Annotated in this window: 7 protein-coding genes; all 7 read left to right on the top strand. The window is 36.0% G+C overall.

The annotated features are described in order from the left end of the window. Positions 1–2 precede the first annotated feature (2 nt). The 7 genes from ES765_RS18710 to ES765_RS18680 all read left to right on the top strand — a co-directional run bounded on the left by ES765_RS18710 (position 3) and on the right by ES765_RS18680 (position 12,643). A complete protein-coding gene (locus ES765_RS18710; RefSeq protein ID WP_171017367.1) occupies positions 3–3,209 on the top strand; it encodes a VCBS repeat-containing protein in 3,207 nt (1,068 codons plus the stop codon). Positions 3,210–3,767: 558 nt separating this feature from the next. Then, positions 3,768–5,747: a glycoside hydrolase family 127 protein gene (locus ES765_RS18705; RefSeq protein ID WP_138115870.1), complete on the top strand. Its 1,980-nt coding sequence runs from the start codon at positions 3,768–3,770 to the stop codon at positions 5,745–5,747. A gap of 157 nt (positions 5,748–5,904) precedes the next feature. After that, entirely contained in the window at positions 5,905–7,587 is a 1,683-nt protein-coding gene (locus ES765_RS18700; RefSeq protein WP_138115869.1) for a ribulokinase, read from the top strand. After that, on the top strand, positions 7,584–8,285 hold the full coding sequence (locus ES765_RS18695; RefSeq protein ID WP_138115868.1) for an L-ribulose-5-phosphate 4-epimerase: 702 nt from the start codon (positions 7,584–7,586) through the stop codon (positions 8,283–8,285). The genes ES765_RS18700 and ES765_RS18695 overlap by 4 nt, the downstream gene beginning before the upstream one ends. A gap of 28 nt (positions 8,286–8,313) precedes the next feature. Continuing rightward, positions 8,314–9,813, top strand: coding sequence for an L-arabinose isomerase (gene araA / locus ES765_RS18690; protein WP_410504779.1), 1,500 nt, complete (start codon positions 8,314–8,316; stop codon positions 9,811–9,813). 13 nt (positions 9,814–9,826) lie between these two features. Then, entirely contained in the window at positions 9,827–11,011 is a 1,185-nt protein-coding gene (locus ES765_RS18685; protein ID WP_138115866.1) for an aldose epimerase family protein, read from the top strand. Positions 11,012–11,023: 12 nt separating this feature from the next. Beyond that, positions 11,024–12,643, top strand: a complete 1,620-nt coding sequence (locus tag ES765_RS18680; protein ID WP_138115865.1) for a sodium:solute symporter — start codon at positions 11,024–11,026, stop codon at positions 12,641–12,643. Positions 12,644–12,911 lie beyond the last annotated feature (268 nt).

Genomic DNA, 12,911 nt, shown 5'->3' with positions numbered 1-12,911 from the left:
AATTGTTCACAGAACTATCGGTAAATGAAACCCATATTGATTTTAAAAATACGGTAATAGAAAGCGATAGTTTTAATATCAACACTTATTTATATGCCCATAATGGAGGTGGAGTTGCTTTGGCGGATTTTGATAATGATGGTCTTCCGGATATTTACTTTACTTCCAATCAAGAATCCAATAGACTTTTCTTTAATAAAGGTGATTTACAATTTGATGACCGTACAGAAGAAGCTGGTGTATCCGGGCCATCTGGCAATGGAATTTGGTGTACTGGAGTAACAGTAGTAGATATAAATCAAGATGGGTGGTTAGATATCTATATCAATTATTTATGGGATGGTAATATGTTTACAGGTAAAAATCAATTGTTCTTAAATAATGGTAATGGAACATTTGTTGAAAGCGCATCTGATTTTGGTTTGGATTTAAAGGGTTATTCGCAACAATCTACTTTTTTTGATTATGATTATGATGGAGATTTGGATATGTATCAACTAAATCACTCCATACATGATTTGGATGTGTATGTGAACGTTAAGAAAAGGGCGGTAAGGGATAGTTTGGCGGGAGACCGTTTATTCGAAAACCAAGAGGGTATGTTCGTTGATGTAAGTGATAAAGCTGGTATTTTTGGAGGTGCGACCGGTTACGGATTGTCAGTAGCAATAGGTGATTTGGATAACAATGGCTGTCCAGATATTTATGTGTCCAACGATTTTCATGATAATGATTATTTATATTACAATCAGTGCAATGGCACTTTTAAGGAAGCTGTAAAAGAGAGCACTTCAAGAACAAGTACTTTCTCTATGGGTAGCGATATTGCAGATCTTAATAATGATGGTCTATTGGATATTATGACATTGGACATGAAACCAGGAATGGAAGTAATACGCAAAAAATCTGTTGGTGCTGATTCCTATGATATCTATCAGTTTAAAAAAAGTTTTGGATATTATGACCAGTTTCCACACAACATGTTACATCTTAATAGGGGTAATCTTTTTAAAAACCATTCACAGTTTAGTGAAATCTCACAAATGGCAGGAATTGATGCTACGGATTGGAGTTGGTCAGTGCTTTTGGCAGATTATGATAATGATGGAGCTAAGGATATCTTTATAACCAACGGTATATTGAGAAGGCCAAATGACCTCAATTACATCAATTATATTTATAATACTGCCTCCACTGAACAAAAGTCTTCCTTGGAATTAGCGCAAATGATGCCGGATGGTAAGGTTACGAATTATGCGTATAAAAATGAAGGTAACCTTACGTTTGAAAATGTTTCTAAAGAATGGGGTTTAGATTTATTTGGATGTTCCATGGGTTCTGCTTATGGGGATTTGGATAATGATGGCGATTTGGACTTGGTGGTCAATAATCTTAATCAAGTATGCTCTATCTACAAGAATAATGCGGAAAGAATAATGGGCAATAATTTCTTGAAAATAAAACTTACCGGGAATACAAAAAATAGAAACGGTATTGGAACTAAAGTAATATTAGAGGTATCAGGTAGAACAATGGTCCAGGAAATGAATCCGGTAAGAGGATGGTTGTCTTCTTCCAATGACGACTTGCTATTTGGTTTAGGCAAAGAAAAAATAATTGATAAAGTGAAAATTATTTGGTTTGACGGCAATGCACAAGAACTTAAGGAGGTACCTGTAAACCAAATTTTAGCTATTGATTATAAAAATAGCACATCTTTAAAAGGTAGAAAGGGAAGTAGTTTCAAGTTATTTGAGAGAATACAGGATTCTGTTATCGATTTCGTTCACGTGGAAGATTATTTTGATGATTTTGCAAATGAATATTTGATTCCCCATAAGCTATCTACAGAAGGGCCAAAGATTGTTATTGGCTATATCAACAATGACAGTTTGGAAGATTTTTTCGTTACTGGTGCAAAGGGGCAGGCCGGGGCTTTATTTAAACAGGTAAGGGGTGAGAAATCAAATTATTTTGAAAAGGTAGTTATTCAAAATATAGAAGATGATAGTGATAAAGAAGATGTAGATGCTATTTTTTTAGATGTTGATGCTGATGGCGATCAAGACTTATATGTGGTTAGTGGAGGAGCATATACTAAAGATTCTTTGAGGTATTTGGATCGACTGTATTTGAATGAGGGTAGCGGAGCATTTAAAAAATATTTAGGAGAATTGCCTAAATCAAATGGATCTGTTGTTGAAAAGGGTGATTTTAATAAGGATGGTTTAGTGGATTTATTTGTAGGCACAAGATCAGAGTTTGGAAGTTATGGGGTGTCCCCTGATAGTTATATCCTTTGGAACAACGGCAACAGCGTTGATAGCGCTCATATTTTCAAAATTGAAGTTCTAGAAAAACTGGGCATGGTATCAGATGCCAATTGGAATTCGAAAGAAGATGATTTGATTGTAGTTGGGGAATGGATGCCTATAACACTTATTGGTTTTAAGGAAGATACTGCTTTCATTAAAAAGAAATTATTCAATTCAGTAGGTTTATGGAATACGGTTCACAGGGAAGATTTAAACGGAGATGGTAGAATAGATATTTTGGCAGGTAATTTGGGAATAAATAGTTCTTGGAACGCTTCAAAAGATAAGCCACTAAGTTTGATAGTCAAGGATTGGGATCAAAACGGGTCAATTGATCCTATTGTTGCTTATTATAATGATGATAAGGAATGGATTTATAATTCTTTGGATGAATTGAAAAAACAGATACCTTTAATTAGAAAGCGTTATATGGATTATGAAACTTTTGCCAAAGATGGTTTGGACAAAGTCTTTTCTAAGAAAGATTTAAAGTCTGCTCAAATAAAAAAAGCACAGACATTGATGTCCACTGTTTATTTAAATAAAGATGGGGTTTATGAACCAAAACCATTACCAAATGAAGTACAAATGGCTCCTATTTACACTTTCTTGACGGAAGATATTAATTCAGATGGAATAATTGATATTTTGGCTGCGGGTAATTTTACTGGCTTTACCCCTTCCATAGGCAAACAGGATGTTTCTTATGGTAATCTTCTGTTGGGAAACAAACAAGGTAGTTGGAAGTATATTGAACCGTTAAAAAGTGGTTTTTCGCTTCAAGGAATGTCAAGAGATTTCAAGCGTATCAATTTAGGAAACATGAAGTTGATTATTATTGGGAACAATGATGGTCCAATTGAAATGTTTTATATGAATTCAGTTTCTAATTGATAATAATTAGCTAAGAATCAATTAAAACACATTTTTAATTAAAATAACTTGCAGAATAGGTGAAACTTCACTTAATTTACAAGTGTTAAAATTACACTTTTATGATTATTGTATAATGTATTAATTAGAGTTTAAGGTATCCGCTAACAGTATTGATATAAAATTATAGTCACTGTTAATTCTAACGACGTATATAAAGCTATGTTTTATTTTTTTTTAAATGGTTATTACTATCAATTACTATCATGGGATTATTGTTGTAGAGCTGAAAAAAGCACTTATAAAGTGGTGGTTGGTCTCTTCAAAAATATAAATGGCCCTTATTTAGACCAAGATGGAAAATCTTTAAATAAGAGAGGGAGGAACTTTATTAATTCAAGGAAATGAAAATTGGTACGGTGCAGGCCATAACAGTACTTATACTTTTAATGGCAAGGATTATATTTTCTTTCATGCGTATGATGCTAAAGATAAGGCAATCCCTAAATTAAAAATAGCGGAATTGGCATGGATGGACAATTGGCCACATCTTAAATCTAATGTTTTAAATTAAATGATATGAAAAAGAAACTATTCACTTTATTAACAATAACTATTCTAATAGCACTTGCAAACTGTAAAGAGAAAAAGGAGGAGGTTGCGGTAGTTAGCGAAAGTATTGAGGGACCAGGTTATAAACTAACCCCCGTTAACATTCAAAATGTAAAATTGACGGATGAGTTTTGGTTGCCGATTATTAAACGCGTACAAGAAAAAACAGTAGCCTATGCCATTCAAAAATGTGAGGAGGAAGGTCGTTTTGATAATTTTTTAATTGCGGGCGGAAAAATGAATGGACCTGTAAAAGGGGTAATGCCTTTCGACGATTCAGATGTTTATAAGGTAATAGAGGGTGCATCCAATTCCCTTATCAGCGCACCTAACGAACCTTTAGAAAAACTATTAGATTCATTGATTGGAATTGTAAAAACAGGGCAAGAAGCAGATGGTTATTTAACTACATGGCGTACTATAAACCCTGCAAAACCACCCGCGGAATGGGTTGAGGTTAAGGAAGGGAAACGTTGGGAATCACTTTTCATGAGTCACGAATTGTATAACGCGGGGCATATGTATGAAGCTGCAGTAGTTCATTTTAAAGCTACCGGTAAAAGAAACTTTCTGGATATCGCTTTAAAAAATGCAGACCTAATGGTTGCCACTTTTGGGGATGGTGAAGGAAAAATTCCTGCGGTACCCGGACATCAGATTATTGAAACAGGCTTAATAAAGCTTTATGAAGTTACTGGGAAGGAAGCCTATCTAGATTTAGCAAAATACTTTTTGGACAATAGGGGCAATCCTGATAATCATGAATTGTTCGGGGCCTATTCACAGGATCATATTCCTGTAGTGGACCAAGAGGAAGTGGTGGGCCATGCGGTAAGGGCGGTTTACATGTATGCTGCCATGACGGATATCGCGGCCTTAAAAAACGATACGGCCTATCATAAAGCAATAGACAATTTATGGAACAATATGGTGGAAAAGAAAATGTACCTCACGGGAGGTATTGGGGCTAAACATGAAGGAGAAGCATTCGGAGAGAACTATGAACTCCCAAATTTAACGGCTTACAATGAAACATGTGCCTCTATTGGTGATGTGTATTGGAACCATAGAATGTTTAATCTAACGGGTGATGTAAAATATTTTGATGTAATTGAACGTACCTTATATAATGGATTGATTTCTGGACTGTCATTAAGTGGTACTGAATTTTTCTATCCAAATGCATTGGAATCTGATGGTAAATATGAATTTAATCAAGGGGCGGCTACCAGAAAGTCTTGGTTTGATTGTTCTTGTTGTCCCACAAATGTAGTACGTTTTATACCTGCTATGCCTGGTCTTATCTATTCCAAGTCCAAAAATGATGTTTATGTTAATTTATATGCTTCAAATGAAGCTACTATTGACCTTCCTGATAATAGTATTGATATTATCCAAAAAACTAGCTATCCATGGAACGGAAATGTAGAAATTAAAGTAAAATCAACCAAAGGTGAAGGTTTCAACCTTAAAATGCGCATACCTGGCTGGGCTAATAATGAGGTGCTTCCCGGTGGTCTGTATCAGTATATAAATAATATATCTAATAAGGTTGAGGTTTATATAGATGGTAAAAAAGAAGTGATCAATTCTTTGGACGGATACGTAACACTTTCTGGTAAAAAGGTAAATGGAAAGAATATTGAACTTAAGTTTCCAATGGAGGTTCGTATGGTTGAGACATCAGATAAAGTGTTGGAGAATAGAGGGAAAATCGCATTGGAATATGGTCCTATCGTATATGCAGTTGAAGAAATTGACAATCAAAATAATTTCGATGGGATAATAATGCCTTCGGTCAATGATTTTCAAGTTCAAATGGAACAAGGCCTTTTAGGAGGTGTCAATACTATTAAAGATGGAAACTTTAAGGCAATTCCTTACTATGCTTGGTCCAACAGGGGAGTTGGTAAAATGAAGGTATGGATACCAAAAGAAAATGAGTAAAGTAGTGGGTACGTTCAAAATAGATTGATGATTAGATTCATTAATTAAATGGTTCAATTTGTACGTTTTCATAAAACATAAATATTAATTAAAGTTTATTAAACACACTTATGGTGTTAAATAGTTATATTTTTTTTGATAAAATTGAATTAATAAAATGAAAGGGTATATAATTGGCGTAGATTATGGTTCAGATTCCGTTAGGGCTGTACTTATTAATTCAGAAAACGGCAAAGAGATCGCTTCAGAAGTACATTGGTATAAAAGGTGGAAAGATAAAAAATATTGTAATCCATCAATAAATCAATTTAGACAACACCCGCTTGACCATATAGAAGGGCTAGAGTTTACTATTAAATCCGTAATAGATCAGAGTAAAGTAGGAGCTAAAGAGATGAAAGGTATTTGTATTGACACTACTGGCTCTTCACCAGTACCAGTAACAGAGAATGGAATTCCATTGGCGATGGTTGACGGTTTTACCGAGAACCCGAATGCGATGATGGTACTTTGGAAGGACCACACTGCAATTATAGAAGCGGAACGAATTAATGATTTGGGATTAAATTGGGGCGGAGAAAATTTTACTAAATACGTTGGGGGTATTTATTCTTCAGAATGGTTTTGGGCAAAAATCGCCCATGTAGTCAACGAGGATGAACAGGTGAAAAATAATGCTTTTACTTGGATGGAGCATTGCGATTTAATGACCTATCTGCTGATAGAAGATAAAGACTTGAAATCTTTTAAAAGAAGCAGATGTGCTGCAGGTCATAAGGCGATGTGGCATGAAAGCTGGGGAGGGCTACCACCGAAAGAATTTTTAGAGAAGGTAGACCCATATTTAGCAGATTTGCGAGATAACTTATACGATGAAACATATACATCAAATGAGGTTGCCGGTAATTTGAGTCAAGACTGGGCAAAGAAACTGGGACTAACTACAGATACCGTTATCGCAGTTGGTACGTTTGATGCACACGCTGGAGCGGTTGGTGCCAAAATAGATGAACATGCCCTTGTGCGGGTAATGGGTACTTCTACCTGTGATATAATGGTGGCAGCAAGTAAAGATATTGATGGTAAAACCATTAAGGGTATTTGTGGTCAGGTCAATGGTTCTGTTATACCGGGCCTAATAGGGTTGGAAGCAGGTCAGTCTGCTTTTGGAGACTTACTGGCTTGGTTCAAAGAAGTACTCGATTGGCCTATCGATAATTTAGTGATGACATCTAAAATTTTGTCAGCGCAACAAAAGGTGGAATTAAAAAATGAAATCGAAAATGATTTCATTAGAAAATTATCTGATGCAGCAGAGGCTATTCCTTTATCAGAAAGTATACCGACAGCATTGGATTGGATAAATGGTAGAAGAACTCCTGATGCAGATCAGAATCTAAAATGTGCAATTTCAAATCTTTCATTAGGTAGTAAAGCACCTCACGTTTTTAAAGCTTTGGTGAATGCCATTTGTTTTGGTTCTAAAAAAATAGCAGACCGTTTTAAGGAGGAAGGTGTGAAAATTGATACCGTTATCGGTATCGGTGGTGTGGCTAGAAAATCACCATATATTATGCAAACCTTGGCTAATGTAATGAACACACCTATAAAAGTAGCGGCTTCAGATCAGGCACCTGCGCTTGGGGCTGCAATTTATGCTGCAGTAGCTTCTGGTATTTATTCGAATGTTGTGGAGGCAAGTACTCAAATGGGTAGTGAGTTTGAAGCCGAATATTATCCACAAAAAGAGTTCGTAGAAACGTATGAGCAACTAATGGAATCGTATACGGCGTTAGGAAACTTCATTGAAACTTCAATTAAAACAAAAAGACTAAGATGAGTTCAAAATATAAAGCGATTAAAGAAGAATGTTTTGAAGCGAACATTGAACTTAATGATTTAGGTCTCGTTATTTACACCTTCGGTAATGTTAGTGCCGTTGATAGAGCTAATGGGGTTTTTGCAATTAAGCCAAGTGGAGTCCCTTATAATAAAATGAAGCCAGAGGATATAGTCGTACTAGATTATGATACTAACATTGTAGAAGGTTCCCTGCGACCATCATCAGATACGAAGACCCACGCTTTTCTTTATAAGAACTGGAATCATATTGGTGGTATCGCGCATACTCATGCTACCTATTCGGTTGCTTGGGCACAGGCACAAAAAGATATTCCCATATTCGGTACTACGCATGCAGATCACTTGACGGTAGATATACCATGTGCTAAACCAATGAAAGATAGCCTCATAGAAGGAAATTACGTGTATAATACGGGTATTCAAATTCTTGAATGTTTTAAAGAACGCGGATTTTCATCTCAAGAAGTTGAAATGGTTTTAATAGGAAATCATGGACCTTTTGCATGGGGAAAGACAGCGGCGAAAGCGGTTTACAATAGTAGAGTGTTAGAAACAATTGCGAAAATGGCGTACTTAACACTTCAAATAAACCCGAATGCACCTCGATTAAAAGATGCGTTAATAACAAAACATTATCAACGTAAGCATGGTAAAAATGCCTATTACGGACAATAATAATTAGAATAAATTAAGGATTACACATATGGCGGATAAGGAAATATGGTTTGTAACGGGCAGCCAGAATTTATATGGACCTGAAACTCTTAAACAGGTAGTAGAAAATTCTCAAGAAATAGTAAGAGGTTTTAATTTCTCAAATGATATACCAGTAAATATAGTTTATAAACCTACGGTTAAAACTCCCACTGAAATTACGGATATCTGTCTTGAAGCAAGTTCAAGTCAAAAGTGTATAGGTATAGTTACATGGATGCATACTTTCTCCCCAGCAAAGATGTGGATTAAGGGTTTGAGTGTTTTAAATAAACCTTTGTGTCATTTACACACACAATTCAATGCAGAGGTGCCATGGGAGACCATAGATATGGATTTTATGAACTTGAACCAATCAGCACATGGTGATAGAGAATTTGGTCATATGATGACTAGAATGCGCAAAGACAGAAAGATTATTGTTGGGCATTGGCAAACAAAACGAGTTCAGCAAAAGTTAGGAAACTGGGTGCGTGTTACAATGGGCTGGGATGAATTTCAGAATCTTAAAGTTGCACGTTTAGGTGATAATATGAGAGAGGTTTCTGTAACTGATGGAGACAAAATAGAGGCGCAGTTACGTTTTGGATTTTCAGTAAATGGCTATGACTCTTCAGATGTGGTTGAACATATAAAAAACTTGAAGCAAGAAGATGTCGATGTTTTAGTGAAAGAATATGAGACCGCTTATGAAGTAGATGAAAAGCTGAAAAATGGAGGAGAGAAAAGAGAATCACTGGTCGATGCAGCAAAAATAGAATTAGGCCTTAGGGCTTTTTTAGATGAAGGCGGATTTAAGGCCTTTACCGATACATTTGAAAACCTAGGTGAATTAAGACAATTACCAGGTATCGCTACACAAAGATTAATGGCAGATGGCTATGGTTTTGGTGCCGAAGGAGATTGGAAAACATCAGCCTTGTTAAGAGCATTAAAAGTGATGGCTACTGGCCTAAAGGGAGGCACCTCTTTTATGGAAGATTACACGTATCATTTCACTCCTGAAAAGGCATACGTGTTGGGGTCTCATATGTTGGAAATTTGTCCTTCAATTGCTGATAAAAAACCGTCTTGTGAAGTACATCCATTGGGGATAGGCGGCAAGGAAGACCCTGTGCGTTTGGTTTTTAATTCACCCGCAGGCCCTGCTATTAATGTGTCCCTAGTAGATTTAGGAAATCGTTTCAGGTTAATTGTTAACGAAGTAGAAGCTGTAGCTCCTATGGGAGAATTACCAAAATTGCCTGTGGCAAGGGTACTTTGGGATCCACAACCGGATTTGGAGATGGCGGCAACCACATGGATTCTGGCAGGTGGTGCCCATCATACTGTATATACTCAAGCGCTGACCACGGAATTTATGGAAGATTTTGCAGAAATGGCAGGTATTGAGTTGGTGGTGATAGATAAAAATACAACGATTAGAAGTTTTAAGAATCAGTTGAATGCCAATGAGGCATATTATCATTTATTCAAAAATAATTTGTAATAATTTTTTAACTATGAAACTATTCATTAAAATTAGCTATTTATTTCTGTTGTTAGGCTCAGTATTGTTTAATGTTAATTGTAAAGAAAAATCAATAAAAAAGGATAATGTGGAAAAATCAAATACAACAACAAACAGCGTAACTGTTGAAAGAAGCGATTATGGAATAGCGATTAACGGTGAAAAGGTTGAATTGTTTGCGCTTAAAAATAAAGATGGAATAGAACTCGATATTATTACCTACGGTGGACGTATTACATCATTAAAAACTCCTGATAAAAATGGAAATTTAAAAAATGTTGTTTTAGGTTTTGAAAAATTGGAACAATACGAAAAAGATAATCCATTTTTTGGTGCCTTGGTCGGTCGTTATGGTAACCGAATTGCACAGGGGGAATTTAGTTTAGACAACACTCAATATACCTTGGCTAAAAATAATGGCGAAAATAGTTTACATGGAGGTGTAAAAGGTTTTGATAAAGTTATCTGGAAAGTAGAAGAGGTAAGTGAAGGTGAGAAAGGTTCGTTAAAGCTTAGTTATCTAAGCAAGGATAAGGAAGAGGGCTTTCCTGGGAATTTAAAAACTACAGTAACCTATACATTGAATACCGATAATAGCTTGGATGTTTTATATGAAGCAACCACAGATAAAACTACAGTTGTTAACCTTACCCAACATTCTTACTTTAATCTTTCCGGTGATTTTTCACAAACGATTTTGGATCACGAAGTGGAAATTGCTGCAGATAAATACATTCCTGTAGATAGTGGATTGATACCCACAGGAGAATTAGCTCCAGTAGAAGGTACCCCCTTCGATTTTAGAAGGGCAAAACTAGTCAGTAAAGATATTAATGCAAAAAATAAACAAATAGAACTAGGTGGTGGTTTCGACCATTGTTGGGTATTGAACGACTATGAATCTGGTTACCGTTCAGTAGCCAAAGCGTATCACCCAGAGTCAGGTCGTACATTAGAAGTTTTTACCGATGAACCTGGTATGCAATTTTACTCGGGGAACTTTTTGGATGGCACACTACCAGCGCCAAACGGCGGAACTTATGCAAAGAGAAGCGGATTCTGTTTAGAGACACAACACTATCCAGATTCTCCTAATAAACCAGAATTTCCATCTGTAGCACTAGAGGCAGGAGATAAATATTCAACTAAAACAACCTTTAAATTTTCCACCAAATAATAAACCAACTCAATGCAACCATTAGACACATTAGACTGGATCAGTATTTCCCTTTATTTTTTAATACTTGTCGGAATAGCCGTATGGGTTATTAGAAAAAAAGAGGACAATACGGAAGATTATTTTTTAGCCGGTAGAAATATCGGTTGGTTTGTGGTTGGTGCTTCGATATTTGCATCAAATATAGGCTCAGAACATGTTGTAGGGCTTGCAGGTACGGGTGCAAGTAATAAATTGCCCTTATTGATCTACGAAGTTCAGGCTTGGGTAGTTTTAATATTGGGCTGGGTGTTTTTACCTTTTTATGCTCGAAGCGGTGTTTTTACGATGCCAGAATTTTTAGAAAAACGTTTTGATGCAAGATCGAGATGGTTATTATCAGTTTTTTCAATCGTAGCCTATGTTCTAACGAAGGTATCTGTGACTATATATGCCGGTGGTATAGTGGTTTCCGCACTTTTAGGAATCGATTTTTGGACCGGGGCAATTGCAACGGTAATACTTACGGGTATTTATACCGTTTTAGGTGGAATGAGAGCTGTAGTGTATACAGAAACTTTACAAGCGGTACTTTTAATTATAGGTGCAGGTGTACTTACCTATATCGGACTGGATAGAGTAGGGGGTTGGGGAAGTATGGTTGATACCTTGGGACCTGAGTATTTTAATATGTGGCGACCTGCTTCAGACCCAGACTTTCCATGGCCATCGCTTTTAATAACGAGTACTATTGTTGGTATTTGGTATTGGTGTACAGATCAATATATAGTACAACGAGCCCTTACTGCACGTAATATAAAAGAAGGGCGTAGAGGTACTATATTCGGAGCGTTGTTGAAATTGTTGCCTGTGTTTTTGTTTCTTATACCAGGTGTTATCGCCTTAACTCTTAAAATGAGAGGTGAATTACATTGGGATAATCCAGATGAAGCTTTTCCGGTGTTGATGAGTAACCTTTTACCCTCTGGATTACGTGGTTTGGTCGCAGCGGGATTGTTGGCGGCGTTAATGAGTTCTTTGGCTTCAGTATTCAACTCATGTTCGACCTTGTTTACAGTTGATATTTATAAGAAATTAAGGCCTAATGCCCCAGAGAAAAAATTAGTACGCACAGGTCAAATAGCAACTGTTGGTGTAGTAATTATCGGTATTATATGGATTCCGATTATGGCCAACATTTCAGGTGTTCTCTATGAGTACCTACAAAGTGTTCAATCGTATATAGCACCTCCTATAACCGCAGTTTTTATACTTGGTATTTTTTATAAAAGAATTAATGCAATAGGCGCATTATCAACATTGGTCATGGGTATTGTGGTCGCCTTTACAAGAATTGTTCTAGAACTAATCAAGGATAATTTGAATCCTGATGGATTTTTATTTAAAATGGGAGATATGAATTTTTTAAGTTTCGGTGCGTGGTTTTTCCTATTCTGTTTAATATTCCTGACCGTTGTGAGTTTGTTGACTAAAGCTCCCGATAAAGAAAAAATAATTAACCTTACCTTCGGTACCATTACGGAGGAAGAAAAACAGAATAACAAGAACAGTTATAATTGGTTGGATATCGCTATATCTATATTAATTATCATTATTGTAGCTGGAGTGATGTTATTTTTTAATGGTTCGTAGACCCAAGAGTATTTAAATTAATTTTATAGAGGTCAGTATTTATTTGCATATAATTTGCTTGCGGTATACTTTATCCTTTTTGACCATTTTCGTTATTAGGGCTCAACACAAAAAGTTGTGGAGGGATTAAAAATGGCTGACCTGGACTTGCAACAAAAAAGTGGACAATTAGATAAGAGTCATGCTGCTATTTGTTGATTATACATTTCGTTTTCAAATTCTTCTATGGTTTTATACCCCAATGTAGAGTGCATTCTTCTTCTGTTGT

The sequence above is a fragment of the Maribacter sp. ACAM166 genome, assembly GCF_005771495.1.
Taxonomy (GTDB): domain Bacteria; phylum Bacteroidota; class Bacteroidia; order Flavobacteriales; family Flavobacteriaceae; genus Maribacter.
This window is presented reverse-complemented; position numbering and strand designations above follow the sequence as displayed.

Excerpts from the sequence above, each read along its gene's own strand:
- ES765_RS18705 (WP_138115870.1), top strand. The coding sequence starts at position 3,768 with ATGAAAAAGAAACTATTCACTTTATTAACAATAACTATTCTAATAGCA.
- ES765_RS18700 (WP_138115869.1), top strand. The coding sequence starts at position 5,905 with ATGAAAGGGTATATAATTGGCGTAGATTATGGTTCAGATTCCGTTAGG.
- ES765_RS18695 (WP_138115868.1), top strand. The coding sequence starts at position 7,584 with ATGAGTTCAAAATATAAAGCGATTAAAGAAGAATGTTTTGAAGCGAAC.
- araA (WP_410504779.1), top strand. The coding sequence starts at position 8,314 with ATGGCGGATAAGGAAATATGGTTTGTAACGGGCAGCCAGAATTTATAT.
- ES765_RS18685 (WP_138115866.1), top strand. The coding sequence starts at position 9,827 with ATGAAACTATTCATTAAAATTAGCTATTTATTTCTGTTGTTAGGCTCA.
- ES765_RS18680 (WP_138115865.1), top strand. The coding sequence starts at position 11,024 with ATGCAACCATTAGACACATTAGACTGGATCAGTATTTCCCTTTATTTT.